20 protein-coding genes and 1 other annotated feature are annotated in these 20,328 nt (G+C 47.2%); of the genes, 11 read left to right on the forward strand and 9 right to left on the reverse strand.

Going from position 1 to position 20,328, the window contains the following annotated elements:
* Position 1: 1 nt before the first annotated feature.
* Positions 2-1,012 carry an RluA family pseudouridine synthase gene (locus tag AC58PV_RS17625; protein WP_497433526.1) on the reverse strand — a complete coding sequence of 337 codons (1,011 nt, stop codon included), beginning with the start codon at positions 1,010-1,012 and terminating at the stop codon, positions 2-4.
* Between the two features lie 105 nt (positions 1,013-1,117).
* Positions 1,118-2,149, reverse strand: a complete 1,032-nt coding sequence (locus AC58PV_RS17630; protein ID WP_497433528.1) for a LacI family DNA-binding transcriptional regulator — start codon at positions 2,147-2,149, stop codon at positions 1,118-1,120.
* A 157-nt stretch (positions 2,150-2,306) separates the two neighbouring features.
* Here AC58PV_RS17630 and AC58PV_RS17635 point away from each other — a divergent pair, with 157 nt between their 5' ends.
* From AC58PV_RS17635 to AC58PV_RS17655, 5 genes are all read left to right on the forward strand, one after another.
* The gene (locus tag AC58PV_RS17635) at positions 2,307-3,650 is read left to right on the forward strand and encodes an FAD-dependent oxidoreductase (protein ID WP_497433529.1); all 1,344 of its coding nucleotides are present in this window, start codon (positions 2,307-2,309) and stop codon (positions 3,648-3,650) included.
* Between the two features lie 384 nt (positions 3,651-4,034).
* On the forward strand, positions 4,035-4,259 hold the full coding sequence (locus AC58PV_RS17640; RefSeq protein ID WP_497433530.1) for a hypothetical protein: 225 nt from the start codon (positions 4,035-4,037) through the stop codon (positions 4,257-4,259).
* Between the two features lie 125 nt (positions 4,260-4,384).
* Complete coding sequence (locus AC58PV_RS17645; protein WP_497433531.1) at positions 4,385-6,148, forward strand: B12-binding domain-containing radical SAM protein; 1,764 nt, start codon at positions 4,385-4,387, stop codon at positions 6,146-6,148.
* Between the two features lie 120 nt (positions 6,149-6,268).
* Positions 6,269-6,694, forward strand: coding sequence for a pyridoxamine 5'-phosphate oxidase family protein (locus AC58PV_RS17650; protein ID WP_497433533.1), 426 nt, complete (start codon positions 6,269-6,271; stop codon positions 6,692-6,694).
* A gap of 154 nt (positions 6,695-6,848) precedes the next feature.
* Positions 6,849-8,351, forward strand: a complete 1,503-nt coding sequence (locus AC58PV_RS17655; RefSeq protein WP_497433534.1) for an IMP dehydrogenase — start codon at positions 6,849-6,851, stop codon at positions 8,349-8,351.
* A gap of 65 nt (positions 8,352-8,416) precedes the next feature.
* Here AC58PV_RS17655 and AC58PV_RS17660 read toward each other — a convergent pair whose 3' ends face one another.
* The 3 genes from AC58PV_RS17660 to mnmL form a co-directional block, all read right to left on the reverse strand.
* Complete coding sequence (locus tag AC58PV_RS17660) at positions 8,417-9,382, reverse strand: type I phosphomannose isomerase catalytic subunit (RefSeq protein WP_497433536.1); 966 nt, start codon at positions 9,380-9,382, stop codon at positions 8,417-8,419.
* A 72-nt stretch (positions 9,383-9,454) separates the two neighbouring features.
* Entirely contained in the window at positions 9,455-10,027 is a 573-nt protein-coding gene (mnmM, locus tag AC58PV_RS17665) for a tRNA 5-(aminomethyl)-2-thiouridylate-methyltransferase MnmM (protein ID WP_497433538.1), read from the reverse strand.
* An 89-nt stretch (positions 10,028-10,116) separates the two neighbouring features.
* Positions 10,117-11,076 (reverse strand): tRNA modification radical SAM protein MnmL/YtqA, encoded by a 960-nt coding sequence (gene mnmL, locus AC58PV_RS17670; RefSeq protein ID WP_497433539.1) that lies wholly within the window; start codon positions 11,074-11,076, stop codon positions 10,117-10,119.
* 184 nt (positions 11,077-11,260) lie between these two features.
* Between mnmL and AC58PV_RS17675 the strand changes: the two genes are divergently transcribed.
* Together AC58PV_RS17675 and trmB are read left to right on the forward strand one after the other, a co-directional pair.
* Complete coding sequence (locus AC58PV_RS17675) at positions 11,261-11,911, forward strand: WGxxGxxG family protein (protein WP_497433540.1); 651 nt, start codon at positions 11,261-11,263, stop codon at positions 11,909-11,911.
* A gap of 151 nt (positions 11,912-12,062) precedes the next feature.
* Positions 12,063-12,830: a tRNA (guanosine(46)-N7)-methyltransferase TrmB gene (trmB, locus tag AC58PV_RS17680; protein WP_497433541.1), complete on the forward strand. Its 768-nt coding sequence runs from the start codon at positions 12,063-12,065 to the stop codon at positions 12,828-12,830.
* 68 nt (positions 12,831-12,898) lie between these two features.
* Here the strand turns inward: trmB and AC58PV_RS17685 are convergent, their stop codons facing one another.
* Positions 12,899-14,026 (reverse strand): MGDG synthase family glycosyltransferase, encoded by a 1,128-nt coding sequence (locus tag AC58PV_RS17685; RefSeq protein WP_497433543.1) that lies wholly within the window; start codon positions 14,024-14,026, stop codon positions 12,899-12,901.
* 3 nt (positions 14,027-14,029) lie between these two features.
* Positions 14,030-14,563 carry a phosphatase PAP2 family protein gene (locus tag AC58PV_RS17690; protein ID WP_497433544.1) on the reverse strand — a complete coding sequence of 178 codons (534 nt, stop codon included), beginning with the start codon at positions 14,561-14,563 and terminating at the stop codon, positions 14,030-14,032.
* Positions 14,564-15,249: 686 nt separating this feature from the next.
* Here AC58PV_RS17690 and AC58PV_RS17695 point away from each other — a divergent pair.
* The 4 genes from AC58PV_RS17695 to rplT all read left to right on the forward strand — a co-directional run bounded on the left by AC58PV_RS17695 (position 15,250) and on the right by rplT (position 17,863).
* Positions 15,250-16,485, forward strand: a complete 1,236-nt coding sequence (locus tag AC58PV_RS17695) for a glycosyltransferase family 2 protein (RefSeq protein ID WP_497433545.1) — start codon at positions 15,250-15,252, stop codon at positions 16,483-16,485.
* A gap of 29 nt (positions 16,486-16,514) precedes the next feature.
* Positions 16,515-16,659, forward strand: a sequence feature (ribosomal protein L20 leader region).
* Between the two features lie 52 nt (positions 16,660-16,711).
* Entirely contained in the window at positions 16,712-17,212 is a 501-nt protein-coding gene (infC, locus tag AC58PV_RS17700; RefSeq protein WP_056609101.1) for a translation initiation factor IF-3, read from the forward strand.
* 31 nt (positions 17,213-17,243) lie between these two features.
* The gene (rpmI, locus tag AC58PV_RS17705; protein WP_068666422.1) at positions 17,244-17,447 is read left to right on the forward strand and encodes a 50S ribosomal protein L35; all 204 of its coding nucleotides are present in this window, start codon (positions 17,244-17,246) and stop codon (positions 17,445-17,447) included.
* 56 nt (positions 17,448-17,503) lie between these two features.
* Positions 17,504-17,863, forward strand: coding sequence for a 50S ribosomal protein L20 (rplT, locus tag AC58PV_RS17710; protein ID WP_028553998.1), 360 nt, complete (start codon positions 17,504-17,506; stop codon positions 17,861-17,863).
* 79 nt (positions 17,864-17,942) lie between these two features.
* Here rplT and AC58PV_RS17715 read toward each other — a convergent pair whose 3' ends face one another.
* Both AC58PV_RS17715 and AC58PV_RS17720 read right to left on the reverse strand, forming a co-directional pair.
* On the reverse strand, positions 17,943-19,046 hold the full coding sequence (locus tag AC58PV_RS17715; RefSeq protein WP_497433546.1) for a GerAB/ArcD/ProY family transporter: 1,104 nt from the start codon (positions 19,044-19,046) through the stop codon (positions 17,943-17,945).
* Between the two features lie 28 nt (positions 19,047-19,074).
* Positions 19,075-20,304, reverse strand: coding sequence for a Ger(x)C family spore germination protein (locus AC58PV_RS17720; protein ID WP_497433547.1), 1,230 nt, complete (start codon positions 20,302-20,304; stop codon positions 19,075-19,077).
* Positions 20,305-20,328 lie beyond the last annotated feature (24 nt).

A 20,328-nucleotide genomic window follows, 5' to 3' on the forward strand; every position in this document is an offset into this window, starting at 1 on the left:
ACTACTTCTTCACACCAGGCTCTTTAAAAGGGTTCAAAAATACTTTCGGAATTTGCGTCTCAAAACGCATTAACTGCCCTGTCGTCGGGTGCATAAAGGCTAGCACGCGCGCATGCAGACCAAGGCGATTGATCTCCTTCGATTTGGAGCCATACTTTTTATCCCCAGCGACAGGGTGGCCGATATCCTGCATATGAACGCGAATTTGGTTTTTACGACCCGTCTCCAGGTTCACTTCAAGCAGGGAGAAGTTCTTGTTCGCTTGCAGCGTTTTGTAATGCGTGACCGCATGCTGTCCATCGTTCGGGTACGGCGTGGAGAACATTTTGAGCGATTTCGTGTGCTCTTTGAGCCAGGAAGAAATCGTTCCCTCTGGCTTGCGCACCATGCCTTCCACTAGGGCGACGTACGTCCGCTCCTTAACGCTCTCTTGCCACGTGTTCTGCAAGTGCTGCTGCGCTTGCTCATTCTTCGCAAACATCATCACTCCGGATGTGTCCCGATCTAGGCGATGAACGACGAAAATCCGCGCCTTCGGATCATGATTTCTCACATGGGCCGTCAATTGGCGGTAGGCTGTGATTTGATTTTCCTGTGTATCCGTTGCAATGGATAGGAGGCCTGCATCCTTTTGAATGACAATGACATCGTGATCTTCGTGCATAATCGTCATGCCTGCCAGCGGGATATCTTCTACAACTTTATCTTTGTTGATCGTGACTATCATTTCCGGTTGCAAAGGGTGATTATAAGCCGTTACTGCTTTGCCATTCACGGAGACTTGGCCACGAGCGAGAATAGCTTTGACGGCATTCCGGCCAAGACTTGAGAGCTTTTCCAACAAGAAGGGCAGAAGCTCAGTGGGTTCCTTTACCGTGTACTGGCGAGTGCTCGACTCTTGACCCCCTTTAGCTGCACCTGCTTGCAAGGACTGGGTTTGTGCTTTATGCGTACCGAATTTGGGTTTATGGCTGGGGTTTCCTTTCGGACGTGAACCTGGTTTCTTTTGCATATTAAAATATTACCTCCTAGTACGATGGCTTACCTTCCGGTCAGATCATTCGACCTCCAATATACCACGTTCATAAAAGCAAATGAAATGATCGTTTCGTTATTGTTAACCCTGCAACTTCTGAATCGTGCTCCCCGTGAAAAAATCCCCTTGCAGCCGCACATGCTCATAGGGTAAATGCGGATTGGCAATCCGCCATAGCATGCGATCCGCTGCGCGATAGCCAGCCTCACGAATCGGCAGTTGAGGGCGAGAACAGAGCGGCAGCGTGTCGCTTTGCTCATTCAACAGCGCAACCAGCGAGCATTGCTGCGGCACACTAACGCCTAATCGGCGAAGGGTGTGATACACAGGCGCAGCTTCCTCATCAATGCCGCAAATCACAGCCGTTGGCTGACGCAGCTCATATTTCTGCTGGAAATCCACCAACCACCCCTCGGAACCATCTCGCTCTATCGCGTGCTCACTAGGATCCACCGTCAGCCCAGCTTCTTTCATCGCTTCCGTGAAAGCCTGCCAACGAATAACGAATCCGCGCTGATCCTTCGTATCTCCGACATAAAGAATGTTCCTATGGCCCATTCGCACGAGCCTGCGCACCGCCTGATAGACTGCCTCGTACACGTCCCATATGACACTATCGACCTTGGACTCCGGAGGTGGGAAATTCAAGAGAATTCGCGGGAGCTGGAGCTCTAACAGCTTCTGCTCCAAGAGATCCCAATTCATCCGCGGTGCGATAAACACGCCCTCCGCATATAACAAACCTTCGTCCTCAGCCCAGTCGTCGAATTGTGAGGGCTTGAGTTTTGGCGGAATAAGGAGTGGTTGAACCGTGTGGCCAAACTCCATGAACCGTTCGTGCAAGCCTTGCAGCAACAGGCGGTTAAAGTTCAAAGATAGCTTATTCTGGACGAGCACGAATCTGCGCTGCACGACGGGATACGGTGAGATTAAATCTTGTTGAAGTGTTAGTTTCTGGTCTTTGGTCATATAGCCAAGTTCGCGCGCTAGCTTGAAAACTTCGCTTCGTGTCTGCTCGGACATACCAGGCAGCCCGCGCAGCGCCTTCGATACCGTTTGTATCGTTAAACCGAGCCGAGCGGCCAAATCGTGGAGTGTAATTCGTTTTCGCATACGTCTGAGATGCCCCTTTTCTGACTGCCTTCTATTCCTCTAATTTTAAACTAATTTTAAACTAAAAAGAAGCTTAATTTTAAACTACACTAAGAGAGAAGCAAGTGAGTGAGTGGCAAGTGACTTACCAACATTTAAGATAAGGGAGAGTTGTTAGATGATTAAACAGATAGAAGCAGATGTAGTTGTAGTAGGGGGAGGACCAGCGGGTGTCAATGCGGCGATTGCAGCAGGGAGAAGCGGGGCCTCAACTGTTCTGATAGAGAAATATGGCTTTATTGGCGGCATGTCGACAGCAGCGCTTGTGTATCCATGGATGACGTTTCATACAACAGATGGTAAGCAAGTTATTGCAGGGCTCGCGCAAGAAATTATTGACCGCCTCATGGCCATGAATGCATCACCAGGGCATCTTCGGGATACGGTTGGTTTCGTCAATACGATCACACCTTATCACCCTGAAATTTATAAAGTTCTTGCCGTCGATATGCTCAAAGAAGCAGGCGTTAAGTTGTTATTCCATAGCTTTGTCGATCATGTGGAGACCGTGGACAATCGTATTCAATCTGTGCAGCTAACGTCCAAATCCGGCCGAATTGATGTCAGAGGTAAAGTATTCATCGATACGACTGGTGACGCTGATCTTGCGTATCTGTCTGGTGCACCGTGCCTCAAAGGGCGTGATGGAGATAAAGCAACACAGCCAATGACGATGAAATTCAGAATGCGCGGTGTGAATCTGCCTGCCGTGAAACAATACATGATCGATCATCCCGATGAGTTTTATAAAAAGACGCCTTTCTCCGAGCTCGCTGATCTCCCTCTTTCTGGTGTACTCGGCTATTTCAAACACTGGAAGGAAGCGAATCTTCCGATCAATCGCGATCAAGTGCTATTCTTCACAGGTCCAGAGGACGACGAAGTACTGGTCAATACTACGCGCGTGCAAGGGCTGGATGGCACCGATGTGGAGGATTTAACAGAGGCCGAGGAGTTGGGGCGCAAACAGGTGCTGATGGTCGCTGAATTTATGCGCAATAACTTGCCAGGCTTCGAAAAAGCCTCCATCTCCAACGTTGGCGCACAAATTGGTATTCGGGAAACACGCCGTATTGACGGTCAATATGCGCTGCAGGTGGATGATGTCGTGCAAGGCCGTCATTTTGAGGACGTGATCGCACGCAGCGGCTACCCGATCGACATCCACGATCCATCAGGCAAAGGCGTAACCGCCGCATGGGTCAAAGGAGACGGCGCCTACGACATCCCTTACCGCTGCTTGCTGCCTCAAAAAATCGAGAACCTGCTCACCGCAGGTCGCTGCATCTCGACTACGCATGAAGCGCTGGCGACTACGCGCCTCACGCCGAGCTGCATGGCCACAGGCCAAGCCGCAGGCTCCGCTGCTGGACTCGCTGTGAAGCACGGTGTGCAGCCAGCGGAGATTAACGTAGCTGAGCTGCAGGCTATCCTGGAGCGGGATGGAGCTTTGTTGAAATAGATATGTCTGAAAACCCCAGCGTCTTAAGTGAACGCTGGGGTTTTCTATTCTGCGTATGTGCTGAGCCTCCCAATTGTCTCCCCCAACAATAATGCGGCCACAACCAATTTTAAATAAGGGTCTGCCATAACGTTATTAACTCCACCTATTTGTTATACGAAGAAATAGCGTTACCCAATAACGTTATTTCGACTAGAATGAGTGAATTTGGCCATTTATCCTGCAATAACACTGTGCCATAGCGCTATTCTTCTGAAATTTCTTCCAGACGAGCAAATAAGATGGTTTCATAACGTTATCTTTGCGAACAAGCCTCTCGAATACGACTCCTCAAATCAGGGAACACTAGCGGATACATATCTTACGTGTGAGAGGCGGCCCCTTATGCTTTTATACCAATTAACGCAATGGTTTGAAGAACGCACGACCCTACAACAAGCGCTGCAACGTGAACCTGTGGAAACGGCTGGCGAAATCAGTCAGAGGATTCAAGAGGTCGAGCAGCAGCTTTACTCCCATGCTGAACGCTGGAAAAACGCAATCGAAGAAGCCTCCTACCTCCAGTTTCCCTATGAAGTCCCTCATTTGGACGACGACATGGTTCTTTAAAAGGGTTGCCATTTGCATAAACGCTGCTAAAGTCGTCCCGCATGGGAGGGCTTTCCTTTGTATTTCCGCGGTTTTCGTGTAGAATTAGAAGGCACGATAACCCAATAGAACGAGGTTTCCTTCCTATGAAAGTACTTGTATCCACACTGAATGCCAAATTCATTCATACCTCCTTGGCTTTACGCTATCTGAAAGCGTTCTGCGAGAAGGATTTTGATGTTGAGATATCCGAATATACGATCAAAGATCCCGTCATGAATGTCGTCTCTGACATCTATCAGAAGGCGCCGGACGTACTTGGCTTCTCTTGTTACATATGGAACATTGAAGAGACGATTCATATTATCAAAATGATCAAGAAAATCAGACCCGACATCCTCATCGTCCTTGGTGGACCCGAGGTTTCTTATGACACGGACTACTGGATGGAGCGCATTCCAGAGGTTGATTTCATCGTGATGGGTGAAGGGGAGGAGACGTTCCACCAACTATTGACCGAAATTTCAACGACGCGCAAATACCACTTTGTCTACGGAGTTGCCTATCGGAAGGAACAAGAAGTGATTCTGATGCCAGGCAGACCGAAGCTGAAGCTGGATGATATCCCGTCGCCGCATCGCTTCAAGGAAGATCTTCCGAGTCTAGCCAATCGTGTTGTCTACTTTGAGACAAGCCGCGGCTGCCCGTTTTCCTGCCAATTCTGCTTATCGAGTATCGAGGTAGGTGTGCGGTATTTTGATATGGAGCGGACGAAAGCGGATCTGCTGTACCTCATTGATTCAGGAGCGAAGTTGATCAAATTCGTGGATCGTACGTTTAATATTAAGCGCGACTATGCGATGGAAATCTTTGAATTCCTTATCCAAAATCATCGCGGCACCGTGTTCCAATTCGAGATTACGGCGGACATTATGCGGCCGGAGGTTCTAGATTATCTCGCTGAAAATGCCCCTCCAGGTACGTTCCGTTTCGAAATCGGCGTGCAATCAACGAATGACACGACGAATGATCTCGTGCAGCGCAGACAGAATTTCTTCAAGCTGAGCCGTACCGTGTCTAAGGTGAAAAACAGCCTCAAAATCGATCAGCATCTCGATCTCATCGCTGGATTGCCAGAAGAGGATTACAACTCGTTCCGTAAGACGTTTAACGATGTTTTCGAATTAGGGCCCGAAGAGCTCCAACTCGGCTTCCTCAAAATGCTGCGAGGCACAGGAATGCGTAAAGATGCCCATAAATTTGGCTACGTGTATATGGATCACGCCCCTTATGAGATTCTTGGCAACGACATCCTGCCGTTCACGGATTTGATTCGCATCAAGCGTGTGGAGGATGTGCTTGAGAAATATTGGAATGCGCACCGTATGGATCACACGGTGAAGCATCTCATCGCTAGGGAGTTCGCATCGGCGTTCGATTTCTTCCAAGAGTTCGGCGACTTCTGGGAAGGCCGCGGCTGGCAGAAGATCGGGCACCAGCTCGAGGATCTGTTCACTCGCTTGCGCGAGTTCCTGCTTCATCGCGGAACGTCCAACATGCACATCATCGAAGGCTTGATGAAGCTTGATTACTTCCTCGGCCACAAGTATAAGCCGCGCAAGATCTGGTGGGACTTCACCCTGGAGAAGTCCGAACAGAATGCGTACCTCAAGCTGATCGCGGAGCAGCCTGAGCTTGTCAGCGGAGACTTCCACAGCCTCCGCATCAATGAGAAAGACCTCCACAAGCATGCCATGCTTGAGGTCTTGCCGTTCGCTTTGCAGACGTATCTGCAAAGCGGCGAACTCGACCAAAGCAGCAAGGAGCTGCTTGTCGTGCACTTCCCGCCGGACGCGCAGAAGCCAGCGTCCTACTATACGATGCCGCTGCAGCAGCTGGCAACGATCTAACCCTAATCCCCCTTGCGCCTATCGCGAGGGGGATTTTTTTCGTATAAACCGATTGAACACGCGCCCATATGGGTAATCTAGGATAGTTAAAGCAGTTTCAGACTGAGAGGAGAGATAACTATGATCGAAACGAAAAAGTCACAACTCGAAGAACAAATCATCGGTGTGCTGAACGCCAACCAGGTGTGCTCCTTTGCGACCATTGACGGTAACAAGCCAAAGGTGCGTTACATGGCTTTGTTTCACGATGGGCTCACGATTTATTTGGCAACGAATAAGAAAACAGATAAAGTAGAAGAACTCCAAGAGAATCCCAATGTGCATATTCTTGTGGGATATGATGGCAAGGCTACGCCGAACATTTTGCAAATCCAAGCGACGGCCAAGATCTCTTCAGATAATGCGCTTCGCGAGAAACTATGGAACGATGAGATGAAGGAATGGTTTGATGGACCGCATGATCCTAACTATGTCGTGATGGACATTTCTCCATCCTACATTGAATATTCGAGTAAGGGTTTTGAACCTCAAATTTGGACGAAATAACGCCACCTTGTAGCCAACTGAACATTTCCCTAAAAAATCCATTGACCACAGGTAAGGTTCAGTGATAAGATTATAAAAATTTACCTATGGATCAGTCGAGTGAGAGACTTTGAGGAATGCTCAAAGATCCCTATTATTAGGAGGAAAATGTAAAGTGGCTACGTATTATATGGAACCATCGCGTACGTTTAGTGAGTTTCTGTTGATTCCTAACCTGACGACGAAGGCATGTACACCGGCGAATGTAAAGCTTAAGACCCCGCTAGTCAAGTTTAATAAAGGTGAGGAGCCTGCGATCTCACTGAATATCCCGTTTTCTTCTGCTGTCATGCAAGCCGTATCCGATGATGGAATGGCTATTGCGTTGGCGCGTAGTGGCGGGATTTCGTTCATTTTCGGCTCCCAGTCAATTGAAGAGCAAGCACAGATGGTGCGCAAGGTAAAAGGGTACAAGGCTGGTTTCGTCGTAAGCCGCTCCAACCTGAAGCCTGAGCAATCCCTTAGTGATGTGCTAGCTTTGAAAGAAGAAACAGGGCACTCTACGGTTGCAATCACCGACGATGGCACAGCGAACGGCAAATTGCTGGGCATTGTAACAGGTCGTGACTATCGCAAGAGCCGTGATCCGTTAGAACGCAAAATTTCGGAGTTCATGACACCGTTTGAGAAATTAATTTACGGTAAATCCGGTATCACGCTTTCGGAAGCAAATAACTTGATCTGGGATCACAAACTGAACTGCTTGCCTGTTGTTGATGACAATGGCAATCTGGATACGCTTGTCTTCCGTAAAGATTATGATGAGCACAAAGAGAACCCGATGGAGCTGCTTGACAAGAACAAGAGCTACATTGTTGGCGCAGGGATTAACACCAAAGATTATACGGAGAGAGTTCCAGCGCTTGTTGAAGCGGGCGTAGACATTCTGGTAATCGATTCTTCTGACGGTTACAGTGAGTGGCAGCATGAGACGGTACAGTACGTGAAACAGAACTTTGATGTGAAAATCGGTGCGGGTAACGTAGTTGATCGCGAAGGTTTCCGTTACTTAGTAGAGTCAGGTGCTGACTTTATTAAAGTGGGGATCGGCGGCGGTTCCATCTGTATTACGCGGGAGCAAAAAGGGATTGGCCGCGGCCAAGCATCCTCTGTGATGGAGGTTGTCGAAGCGAGAGACGAGTACTTCAGAGAAACAGGGATCTACATTCCGATCTGTTCCGATGGTGGTATCGTACACGACTACCATGTGACCCTTGCTTTGGCGATGGGCGCTGACTTCGTTATGCTGGGCAGATATTTCGCTCGTTTCGATGAGAGTCCAACTCGTAAGCTGAAAGTCGGCAACAATTTCGTGAAAGAATATTGGGGCGAAGGTTCCAATCGTGCCCGTAACTGGCAGCGTTATGACACGGGCGGCAAGAGCAAGCTTCTGTTCGAAGAAGGCGTAGACTCCTATGTTCCTTATGCGGGAAGTCTGCAAGAGAATTTGGACAAGACGCTGGGGAAAATCAAGTCCACGATGTGCAACTGTGGTTCTTTGACGCTGGATGAACTGAAGCAAAACGCAAGAATCGCGCTCGTATCCGCAACTTCACTCGTTGAAGGCGGAGCACATGACGTGATCCTGAAAGAAAGCAGCCTTACGGAAGAACACTAAGAATCAAATAAAAGCTCTCTGACAGTACCCATCAATCGTGGGGTTGTCAGAGAGCTTTATTATTTTTAAGGCAAGTAACTACGAATCACTGTCATGCTGCCCTCAAGGGAATAGCTGCCCAAATCTGCAGGAAGCAAGAAGCAGTCGCCTGGCTTCGTCGCGATTTGGCCATCTCCCCATTGCAACGTTCCGTTGCCATCTGCGATAACAAGAATAACGAAGCTGTCTGGCGTTGTAGTAAGCTCCCATTGCGGACCTACAAGACCTTTTTCCACGGTGAAAAAAGGAGAGGAAGCGAGCGTTAACCATGTACCTGCTTCGGATAAATCGGTTTTCATGCGTGTGGAACCTGAACCTTCGTACGCGATCACATTAAGGGAATCCTCGATATGCAGTTCGCGCATTTTGCCATCCAATCCTGGACGGTTGTAATCATATAAACGATACGTTGTATCAGAGTTTTGTTGAATTTCGGCTACCAGGACTCCCGCGCCTAGGGCGTGAACCGTACCAGCAGGTATGTAGAAGGAATCGCCAGCTTCAACAGGAACTTCTTGCAAGCAATCCATGATGCGGTTCTCCGCAATCGCTTCGGCAAGGCTTTCCCGTGTTACGCCTTCTTTCATGCCATAAATAATTTTGGCACCTGGCTTCGCATCAAGAATGTACCACATTTCTGTTTTGCCAAGTTCACCAGCGGCTAGGTTCTCATAGTGATCATTGGGATGAACCTGAACAGACAGATCGTCTTCGCAATCGAGCAATTTGATTAAGAGTGGAAAACGGCCGTTTTTCTCAGAAAAGCCTTTGGTACCGAACAAGGTTTTGCCATATTTCTCACGAATCTCGTCCAATCCAAGGCCAGCCAATTCGCCGTTGATCACTTTCGTCGTTCCGTTCGGATGATCGCCGATCATCCAACCTTCTCCGATTGCACCTTCTGGCAGTTCAAAACCGAAACGTTCAAGGGTTCTGCCTCCCCAAACGCGTTCTTTCATTTCAGGTTGAAATTGTAACGGGTATGATTTCAAAACAATCCCTACTTTCCCCTAGTCTATTCTATCATTCTGTCTTTTATACCACTCTAGCATTATATCATGCGGCTATCTTTTTTCTAGAGCCAAGAGATACGGCGCGGAGGCGCTGCGATTGGCAAATTGATACCGCAGCACTTGAACCGCTGCGAGTGGCAATTGAGAAGCCCAGCGCTCGACCGCTACGGCTTCTTCGGACCCGCCATCGTGCCCGCTGTACAGCACGATGGTCACGATCCCGCCTTTGCGCAGCAGGCGGAGCGCAGCTTCAAGAGCAGGAATGGTGGATTCCTGCTCGGTGATAATGGCTGTATCGGCTCCTGGCAGGTAGCCGAGATTGAAGGTGACCGCGGCGACTTTGCCGTGGCGGTCTTGCGGCACCGCCGCTTCCATGAGCGCATGGCTGCATAAGCTCATGTGCACGTTGGCGTCTGGCAGTTCCTTCGCCAGACGCTGCTTGGTTTGATCCAGCGCGGCCTGCTGGATATCGAAGCCGTAGACGCTGCCGCGGGCGCCTACGAGCTTCGCCATGTACAAGGCGTCCACGCCTGTGCCGAGCGTGGCATCGATTACGGTATCACCAGAGCCGACGCGCTGCCCGATTAATTGGTGTACATAACTCAGAACTGAAACGAATCCCATGTGTAGAGTGCCTCCATTGCTTGCTATCGCATTTCTCGACAATTTCCCAGGAAATATAGAAAGAGAAGCTAGTTGTACGTAAATTAGGCTTAAGTTCCGGAATGAGCCCAATACTTGCCTTGCCACGTATTTCTCTCCATGAGCAATTTATCAAAAGCGTTCAACACTTCCCACTTTTTGAGGCTCCACATGGGCCCAATCAGTAGATCCCGAGGGGCATCTCCTGTGAGTCGATGAACGATCATGTCTGGCGGCAGTATCTCCAACGTATCCACGATCAGCTTCACGTACTCATCTTTCTCTAAGAACTGCAACAAGCCAGCTTCATATTGCTTCACCATCGGGGTTTTGCGCATGAGATGAAGCAAATGAATCTTGATGCCTTGCACATCCATTTGGGCAACCGCCTTGCCTGTATCCAGCATCATGTCGTGGGTTTCGCCAGGCAATCCATAAATAATGTGTGCACACACGCGAATATTATGTTTGCGCAGTTTAGCTACAGCATCGAGATAACATTGCGTATCATGAGCGCGATTGATCAGCACCGATGTGGATTCATGCACGGTTTGCAGACCCATTTCAATCCACAAATAGGTGCGTTGATTCAATTCCGCCAAGTATTCAATTACATCATCTGGCAAGCAGTCTGGCCGCGTAGCGATAGACAAACCGACCACACCAGGTTGTTTCAAAATCTCTTCATAATATTCTCGCAACTCTTCAACGGGGGCGTAAGTATTCGTGTAGGCTTGGAAATAGCCAATATAGTTGGCTTCCGGCCACTTTTGATGCTGGAGATCACGGATCTTGTTAAACTGTGTGACAAGATCATCGCGGCGACTTCCAGCGAAATCTCCTGATCCGCGTGCTGAGCAGAAGGTGCACCCGCCGGTTGCAATTTTGCCATCGCGGTTCGGGCAGGTGAAGCCAGCGTCAAGCATGACTTTGAATACTTTTCCTCCGAAGGCATCGCGCATTTCATAATTCCATGTATGGAAACGTTTATCACCCCAAAGCTGTGGCGATTCCTGAATCATCGTAGACATAGGACAGGTATCCTTTCTTTCAGTTACTTCTCTTTCTTTTAAATCTTGTTTCAACCTATATTGTAGCGAAATTTACGCATGAAAGCGACCCCTGCCTTTCCAACAAGTTCCCCAATAAAACCTCTGCTTAGCGAGCATGATAACCTTGCACCACAATTACGAGCTGAGAGGGGAAATGGACTACATGAAAAAGTTTCGCACGATAACTTTGGCCGTAGCACTGACAACAGCTTTAAGTATGGGGGCAGCAGGGGTTCAGGCAACACAAATGGATACGGGCAATGCGGTCGGAACGGGATCACCAATTGGGACATTGGGAACAGGAACAACGGGGACTACGACATCAACGGGGTATACGGGGAGCAATTATGATGCCACTTCACCAGGAATGGGGCTTGGGACAGGCGTCAGTCCGTCGCCAAATTTTAGCGGGAACGGAACGAACGGTGTTTACAATGGGAGTTTAACGACGCCAAACACATATTCAGGCACATCGGGGAGAGGCACCGGCATTATAGACCATATCAATGGCTATGGAACAAATTCGGTTGAGCGAGGGGCTAATGCGGTTGAGCGCGGTGTCGAACGTGGGGCCAATGCGGTCGAGCGCGGTGTTGACCGCAGCGCAAATATGGTTGATAGAATGAGTACCAAAGGCATAAGTACCAAAAGCCTAAGCACAACAACACCAAGCACTAATGGGAATTCATATCGCGCTTATGCAACAACGGACAATGATAAGGGCAATAATTGGGGTTGGTTAGGTCTAGTAGGGTTATTAGGCTTAGCGGGACTACGCAGCAATAACAGTCGAAGAGACGAAAGTTACAAATAAATATCTATCTTCTAAGAGCGAAGCACCTTCCATTCGGAAGGTGTTTTCTTTCATTCTTCCATACATCTACTAGAGGAAAGCTTTGATTTTTTTTATAGAATCGTCTATGATTTGTATTCGATAGCATGTACGTGTAGGAGGCAAATGAATAATGCGTTTACGGGGCAGAAAAGGTATCAGAGAAGATATAGAACGTCAAAAAGAACTTGTTGTGCTAAATGCCAAAGATTATAAGGGTAAATGGGCCGAGTTGTTCGGGAATAATAACCCTATTCATGCCGAGCTTGGTATGGGCAAAGGGCGCTTTATTAGTGAAATGAGTAAAAAGTATCCTAACATCAATTTCATTGGTGTCGATATGTATGATGAGTTGATTCGGAAAGCAAGTGAGAAAGCCAAAGTTGCTCATGAAATTACAGTGGAAAATGAAGAAGATGCCGTGCTAAGCATTCCGAATCTGAGATTGATGCTTTTCAATATCGAGCATATTGAAGAGGCTTTTGCTGAAGGGGAGCTAGAGCGCGTGTACTTGAACTTTAGCGATCCATGGCCGAAGAAGAAGCATGCGCGCAGACGTCTAACACATCCGGGGTTTGTTGCGAAATATCAACAAATTTTGAATGCGAAGGGTGAAATTCATTTGAAAACCGATTCGCAATCATTATTCGAATTCTCGTTGAATTCATTTGCGGATATGGGGCTAAGAATGCGTAATATTTCGCTAAATCTTCACGTGGACGGCATTCATCCAGATCATGTGATGACGGAGTACGAAACGAAATTCGCGGGTCAAGGCATGAATATTCATCGCTGTGAAGTAGTGATTGGACAAGAAGCATTGTCATCACATCAAGAGCAGTTGAAGCAAGCCGCGGCAACCGCGTTAGCCGCTGAATCGAAAGAAGATTCAGCTGAATAAGCATAAAATACAAACAGACGAATCGCTGTTGCTCAGGAGCAGCAAGGATTCGTCTGTTTTTTCATGTGCTAACCCAACAGCTGGAGAATGACTTCCGAACCATCACCCGCAGGCAAATGGCTTTTCCTGTGTTGATTGGAAATGCGCTTGGCCTGCACATCCGCATAACGGCTAGCCAACATGGTCAACCAGTGAGAGATCGTATCTGCGGATCGAATCGATTCTCCGAACCCATGTTTAGTGAAATAATCCACGTTCTCTTCCTCTTGTCCTGGAATGGGATCATAGAATAACATGGGAATCGATTTGGCTAGACCTTCTGAACATGTCATTCCGCCTGGCTTCGTCACAAGGAGGTCCGAGACTTCCATCAACTTGCCAATCTCTTGTGTAAATCCAAGCAGGTGAATATGAGGGTGTTGATACCGCGGGTTTGCCGCGAGTTTGGAGATGGCCTTGTGGTTATGACCTAAGCAGAAAATGAACTGAATTCGCTCTCGCCATGCGAGTAAATGCTCGCTCAATGAATCTCCGCCTATGAGTCCCCAACCTCCGCCCATTACCAATACAGTCGGTTTGGCGGAGAGATTGAATTGCTGCCGAATTAAGGTGCGATCATGGACTACTCGGAAGCTCGGATGCACGGGAATTCCCGTGATTTCGACATGCGCGGCCGCGATGCCATGCACGATAAGTTTATGTTTCACATCTTCGGAAGACACCATGTATTTATTGACCTCAGGGCTGACCCATGTCCCATGAACATCGTAGTCGGTGATTACGGTGCAGAGAGGGATATGCAAGCCGGCTCTTTTCAGTCGCGAAACAACGACGCTGGGAAAAGGATGCGTACAGACGATGGCTTGCGGTGCCCAATGTCTTATCATAGCTGCTGTTTGCGCATAGAAAATGCGATGAAGGGCGAGCTGTGTCAACGGATTCAGTGATTTCTGATATTGAGCTCGGTACAGGCGACCATACCATTTGGGCTGTGCAGCAATGGTTTTCTTATAAGCGCCGAGAATCCAAGGGGCCAACGTAGGATGGAGGAAGGATCCAAGTTCCACGACACGGGTTTCAATGGTAGAGCAGCGTTGTTCTAAACTGCTGGCCAGTGCGTAAGCAGCTTGCGTATGGCCGGCACCGAAGCCTTCAGATAAGATAAGCACTCTTCTTTTTGGCGATACGTGATCCATGTTTTACCCCCAGCATGCAACTGTCACTACAGATACCGTTGTTCCAATCATGCAACCTACGATACAATCCGATGGATAATGAAGTCCCAAGTAAATCCGCGACATGCCGACAACTAGGGCAATAGGGATTAGTGCGAGTCCTAGCAGAGGAAGAGCGTATACGCAAGGGATGATAACCGAGAAAATAGCGGTGGTATGTCCGGATGGGAAAGAGTGATCGGTTAGAGGGTTCTTATGTGTAATGGCTTGTGGATGAACAAGATAAGGGCGAAGTCTAGGGTATCTTTTTTTCATAATGGCTACAGGAATATGGCTGATGGTCAAAGCAAGCAGTGCTTGGAGTCCAGCGATACGCAGTGAACCTTGCCCAAAACAAGCTAAGCATAAAGCGATCATAATGGAAGCTGTGGCTCCGCCTAAATGAGTGATTTTTGTAAAGAATTGATCGAGGAATTGATGTTGGATCCGTTGATTGACGAAGTGGAATAGACGTGTTTCATGATCTTGAAGCCAATGGACAACTTTGCTGTTGCTCATGAGTAACCGCCTCCTTCAAACTTAGAAATACTCGCTATTTATATTGTACGAAGGGTTTATTCGTGGAGGATTAACTGGATGATAAATATACATAAAATCATTTTAATGTTGCACTAATCTGGCGTTAACATTTGTATGGTAGGATTGCATTTATCTGCGATTAGACCTAGGAAAGATACTAGTATGTTGTACCTAGTATTTCCGAAAATTGGTGCGGATAGCCTGTCTCGACTGGGGGTGTTATGTCCTAATTGTGAACGACGGACTATTACAGACTTTACAATGCGAATGTTGTTATAATAGTCAGAGCTATCCATTTACAGGGGATTTGAGCAAAAGTTGTCAGCGAATAGCTGAGTAATTTATAATAAAGACGTCACCACATAGAAAAGGCAGTGTTCGTCTAAATGGTGAACTTTTGGTACACAATATATGAAAAACGATGAAAACAAGACATTTTCGATCCGATTTCAAGCGCATGCTCTATTCGGTGTGTGCGAACCTCCCAAATTTCAAAGAACTGACGCTTTTTCGAAGTTTGTAGACTTTGACAAACTGGAGGAAAGAGAGGAGAATCAGAAACGATTGTTTCACCGTAAGTTTGTTAACTTGAATGATTTGTACATAAAAGCACCAGGCATACAAATAGATAGCTGACGTGCACAAAAAAAGGGGGACTTTGCTTCATGCTAGACAAGATTATGCTTGCCGTTCAGGTTTTCTTGGCTTTGATCGGTGCGTATCAGTTGTTTTTAACGTTTTTTGGTTGGTATCGTCCCAAGAACAAAAAGATGTTTGCTCCACAGAAATCGTTTGCTGTATTGGTTGCTGCTCATAATGAGGAGCAGGTTGTCGGGGCTTTGATTGAGAATCTGAAGACGTTGGATTATCCGAGAGAGATGTATGACATCTTCGTGATTTGCGACAACTGTACGGATAACACGGCAGACATTGCTAGACACCACGGGGTGTATGCGATGGAACGCCATAACCCGAACCTGAGAGGGAAAGGGTATGCGATTGAATGGATGCTCAAAGAGTTATGGAAGCGTGAGCGTCAATACGATGGTATCGTGATGTTTGATGCGGATAACTTGGTTAGTCCAGATTATTTGATTCACATGAACAATGATTTGTGTTCAGGTTCCCGCGTGATTCAAGCTTATCTAGATACCAAAAATCCGAATGATTCATGGATCACAGGCTCGTTTGCGATCTCGTTCTTCTATGCGAACCGTTTCGTCCAAACGCCGCGTTCCAATCTGGGGCTTGCCAATTACCTTGGCGGGACGGGCATGTGCTTTGACTCCGCACTGTTAAAGCAAGTTGGCTGGCGGGCAACAAGCTTGGTTGAGGATCTTGAGTTCTCCATGATGTGTGTGCAAATGGGGATTAAACCTACGTATAACTACGATACGCGTGTCTATGATGAAAAACCGTTAACGTTCAGTGCTTCTGCTAAGCAGCGTCTGCGTTGGATGCAAGGTCACTTTGAAGTGGCGAAGCGCTTCTTCTTCCCATTGCTGTGGCAAGGCATTAAGACGGGCAGCTGGGTGAAGATTGACGCGGCGATCTATTCGGCGAATGTATACAACTTTTTCTTCGGTGCCATTCTAACGGTTATGTTGTGGATTCAATCTATGACGGATCATGGAACTGCTAACTCAGCGCTGGTTCACGTAAATCCTGTGCTGATCAATTCAATCAGCTTGGCGATCTATGTGTTGCTACCGATGGCGATGTTGATTGAAAAGGCGAATAAGAAGACTTACAAGTACTTGCTGCTTTACCCGATTTTCATGCTGTCTTGGTGGCCAATTACGTTCTATGCGTTCTTCACGCAAAACAACAAACAATGGAGCCACACAGAACATACGCGTGTCATTCGGTTGGATGAAATGAAAAGTAAACAAGTGAGTTGACTTTTCTAGAATGAGATGATATTATATTTCGAGTAAAGCAGAAGCGCCCGCTTCTCACCTGACTAACGTAACGTTGGCTGGTTTGAATGAATCATCATGTACATTCAATAGGTTTGTCTTAAACCTGTTATTGATGAAGATGTGGGCCCACTGTGCCCGCATCTTTTTTATATTTGGAAGAGAGATACATACTTTATGGAGGTGGAACACGATTAGCAAAGACCATATGATTAATGACGAGATTCGTGTGAAGGAAGTACGCCTTATCGGGGCGGATGGAGAACAACTTGGTATCACACCAATACGCGAAGCTCTTCAAATTGCACTTGACGCGAACCTTGATTTAGTAAACGTTGCACCGACGGCGAAGCCGCCTGTCTGCCGCATTATGGATTACGGCAAGTTCCGTTATGAAACACAGAAGAAAGAAAAAGAAGCGCGTAAGAATCAGAAGATTGTGGATATCAAAGAAATTCGCCTGAGTGCGACGATTGATGAACATGACTTCCAAACGAAGCTTCGCAACGCAGTTAAGTTTCTTGGTGAAGGCGATAAAGTCAAAGCTAGCGTTCGTTTCCGTGGTCGTGAAATTGCGCACTCGGAGATTGGTCGCAAAGTGCTTGAGCGGCTTGCTACAGAAACTGCTGAAATCTCCTCACAGGAGCGTGCTCCTAAGCTTGAGGGAAGAAGCATGATCATGATCTTAACGCCAAAAGCGACAACTTAGGCGAGTATACTAAATTAGGAGGAACAACAACATGCCGAAAATGAAAACACACAGCAGCCTGAAAGGCCGTTTCAAAATCACTGGCACAGGCAAAGTGATGAGATACAAACAAGGTAAGAACCACTTGCTTTCTGGTAAATCATCCAAGCAAAAACGCGTATTGTCCACGAACCCAGTAATGGCTCCTGGCGATGTACGTCGTCTGCAACAACAATTGTCCCTTATCAAAGGTTAATCGTTACTCAGCTTAAACACGGAACATCATTTATATATCCCAGGAGGTAGTTCACAATGGCAAGAGTCAAGGGCGGATTTATTCGCGCTCACCGTCGTAAGAAAATTTTGAAATTAGCAAAAGGTTATTTCGGTTCTAAACACCGTTTATTTAAAACAGCTAAAGAGCAAGTAATGAAGTCATTGGTATATGCATACCGTGACCGTCGTCAAACAAAACGTAACTTCCGTAGACTTTGGATTACTCGTATCAATGCAGGCGCTCGTCAAAACGGCTTGAGCTACAGCAAATTGATGCACGGCCTTAAATTGGCTGGTATCGAAGTTAACCGTAAAATCTTGGCTGACCTAGCTGTGAATGATTCCAAAGCGTTCAACGATTTGGCAACAGCTGCAAAAGCGAAAGTAAACGCGTAAGCGATGCACGTAAGAGCTTGTCCCCATTAGGGGGCAGGCTCTTTTTTCATATCAAGTAGAATGGCCGTACCACTTGAACTCAGATGTCGGATGAGACTTGAGGAGCCGGGAGTTTCCGAAATCGTATCACGATGAACATGAAGAGGGGGATGACCACTTGAAATAGTGGGTATAGCTTCACACTAAACTTAAGCCCTAGCCAAACGTGTACCGAGTAGTTAGGTTCAAGAAATGAAGAGGCAAAGATTAGGCTGCCCACTATAACGAGCCAGGTGGCTTTTCGCAAGGAAGGGAAAATATGAGCGAAAGCATAAACAGCTCCCCAGAAAAAGGTTGTCATTTTGACGAATAAGCCTAGAAAGAGCAGTAACGTGACGAGAACATCTAGCCGCTCGAAGATATCGCCAACCTCAATAAGCTGGACAGTTTGCAGGAAGGGAAGCGTGCTGTTAGCGGCCAATGTAGTACCGAGTACGGTAATGTTGATGCTATTCATTATGATTAAGAAGAAAGAGACGATGGTGTATGCCGTAAGACTCAGTTTTTTTACCTTTTTCTGCTCAGGCAGCATATGCCAAATCATGAAGAAAATAATGGTTTGTCCGAAAGGGAAAGAGACCATGTCCGGAAAAGCTGCAAGAAGGATAGGTTTAAAGCCATTCTCTAGGATAGGCAGCAAATTATCGACGTGAATTAAATCAGCAATACTTATGAGGAAAATAAGTAAGCCGTAACTGATCGCGACGACCGGAAGCAGTGCTTCTGTCACCCGAAATAAGGTATCGACTCCCATCAAGATGGCATAAGAAGCTAATAATAGGATGATGAGCATGGTAATGTATTTCGGTGTGGTATTCAGTAGGGTTAAATTCGAGATTTCCCCGAAATCACGGACGTTTCTCATGGACTCATAGGCAAAATAGATCGCAAAGAGAACTCCGAGGACGCTGCCGGCGATTTTGCCAAAACAGATCCGAAGGAGTCCGATTAAGTCCTGCTCAGGGACTCGTCGTTGTAAGGTTACAAACATGAGCAATAAAATGAATCCGGCTAGAGCCGCTGCCAGCATGGCAAGCCAAGAATCCTGCTTCGCACCGCCTCCTAGTGAGAATAGCGGGGTGCTCCCGATTTCGAATAGGATGATCATAACAACGAGTTGATAGTTCGTAATGCGATCTTCCATGTCTCTCGGTTCCTCCTCTTATAATGGATTACTCAGCTGAATCTTTGGTCAATTCCGTGAAGGATTTGCCGCTCATGCCGATCCTTTCGATTTTCACCTTGACGTGAGATTCGAATTGCAGATTGGCAAAGTGCTCATCCCAATTCGGTTTTATCTGTTTCCAATACGCAGGGTCATGCTTATGAATGGTGTCTGCAAAATGAAAGACATCTAGATCTTTTTTCACTGCTGCGTGGAAAGACTCCGTCATAAGGCGTGTGATTTCGGCACCTGCTACTTGCTCAAAAGCATGCAGGTCTTTAGGTTGTGTAAGATCATTCGAGCAGGCATTTTCATTAATGGTGCCTACGGTATCTACGTCGACATGCATAATCAAGCGCCCATCGCTAGTATGAATTGGCTTCATTTTGCTAGTACTGCGATCGACTCGCAGCGCTGCTTTGACGTCCAAACTGCCTGGTGTACAGCCGAAAAATAAAGTTGTCCGTTTGATTGTATTTCGAATCCAACTGATTCCATATTCTTCATGGGGAGTAAACCATCCGGCTAGTTTATCCTTTTTGAAAACAGCACTTCTACCTAACCTAAGCTTATTGCTGAAGAACGTTTTTTTGAGGGTGGCAATCGTATTGTTCTCGCCTTCTCCGGAGATGACAATTTCGGGCACGATCGTGTAGGGGGCATCACTAGCTATTCCCATCATCAATTGATACACGGAAACTTGCTTAAAATTCGAGCCATTCATATCCTCGTTCTGGATCATGTTTTTGATGGCGGCGCCTGGTACTTTCTCTAGGGGGACAATTTGCTCGAGAATCTTTCGTCCTTCACCGCTCGTAATCAATAAACCAACAGTTTCCCGTGAATCTGAATTGCGCAAATAGACATCTAAGAGCTGGGCTATGCCTTCTTTAGCGGCTTTTTCTCCAATCACGATCACACGATTATGAGCAAAAAAAAGCGATCTTGGCATCTCCAAGCTCGATTGCTGGACAGCTCCTCGGATCGAACTGCCGCTTGTAGAGAAGACCATGACAGGTGCTTGCTGCCCAGGGCTTCCCCCCGTGTTCGGATTAGCGATGGATTGTGGGATAACTACCTGGTAAGACACAGTCCACACCTTTCCGTCCCAATCGATGGCGGTCGCGGAGGTAATCGCAAGCTGGTTCAGTTCTTTCCGATCCCAACAGCCTGTTAGCAGCAGACAGCATAAACTGAGGATCAGACATGGTATGTAGCGGTTGTACTTCTGATTCAAGTCGATATCCTCCGAGAGCATGTC

The organism is Paenibacillus sp. J22FR83 (assembly GCF_059691955.1).

What these genes read in the sequence shown, in the direction of transcription:
- trmB (WP_497433541.1), top strand. Translation starts at nt 12,063, where the DNA reads ATGCGTTTACGGGGCAGAAAAGGTATCAGAGAAGATATAGAACGTCAA.
- AC58PV_RS17690 (WP_497433544.1), bottom strand. Translation starts at nt 14,563, where the DNA reads ATGAGCAACAGCAAAGTTGTCCATTGGCTTCAAGATCATGAAACACGT.
- rpmI (WP_068666422.1), top strand. Translation starts at nt 17,244, where the DNA reads ATGCCGAAAATGAAAACACACAGCAGCCTGAAAGGCCGTTTCAAAATC.
- AC58PV_RS17650 (WP_497433533.1), top strand. Translation starts at nt 6,269, where the DNA reads ATGATCGAAACGAAAAAGTCACAACTCGAAGAACAAATCATCGGTGTG.
- AC58PV_RS17685 (WP_497433543.1), bottom strand. Translation starts at nt 14,026, where the DNA reads ATGGATCACGTATCGCCAAAAAGAAGAGTGCTTATCTTATCTGAAGGC.
- AC58PV_RS17625 (WP_497433526.1), bottom strand. Translation starts at nt 1,012, where the DNA reads ATGCAAAAGAAACCAGGTTCACGTCCGAAAGGAAACCCCAGCCATAAA.
- AC58PV_RS17640 (WP_497433530.1), top strand. Translation starts at nt 4,035, where the DNA reads ATGCTTTTATACCAATTAACGCAATGGTTTGAAGAACGCACGACCCTA.
- AC58PV_RS17635 (WP_497433529.1), top strand. Translation starts at nt 2,307, where the DNA reads ATGATTAAACAGATAGAAGCAGATGTAGTTGTAGTAGGGGGAGGACCA.
- AC58PV_RS17645 (WP_497433531.1), top strand. Translation starts at nt 4,385, where the DNA reads ATGAAAGTACTTGTATCCACACTGAATGCCAAATTCATTCATACCTCC.
- infC (WP_056609101.1), top strand. Translation starts at nt 16,712, where the DNA reads ATGATTAATGACGAGATTCGTGTGAAGGAAGTACGCCTTATCGGGGCG.
- AC58PV_RS17630 (WP_497433528.1), bottom strand. Translation starts at nt 2,149, where the DNA reads ATGCGAAAACGAATTACACTCCACGATTTGGCCGCTCGGCTCGGTTTA.
- rplT (WP_028553998.1), top strand. Translation starts at nt 17,504, where the DNA reads ATGGCAAGAGTCAAGGGCGGATTTATTCGCGCTCACCGTCGTAAGAAA.
- mnmM (WP_497433538.1), bottom strand. Translation starts at nt 10,027, where the DNA reads ATGGGATTCGTTTCAGTTCTGAGTTATGTACACCAATTAATCGGGCAG.
- AC58PV_RS17715 (WP_497433546.1), bottom strand. Translation starts at nt 19,046, where the DNA reads ATGGAAGATCGCATTACGAACTATCAACTCGTTGTTATGATCATCCTA.
- AC58PV_RS17695 (WP_497433545.1), top strand. Translation starts at nt 15,250, where the DNA reads ATGCTAGACAAGATTATGCTTGCCGTTCAGGTTTTCTTGGCTTTGATC.
- AC58PV_RS17675 (WP_497433540.1), top strand. Translation starts at nt 11,261, where the DNA reads ATGAAAAAGTTTCGCACGATAACTTTGGCCGTAGCACTGACAACAGCT.
- mnmL (WP_497433539.1), bottom strand. Translation starts at nt 11,076, where the DNA reads ATGTCTACGATGATTCAGGAATCGCCACAGCTTTGGGGTGATAAACGT.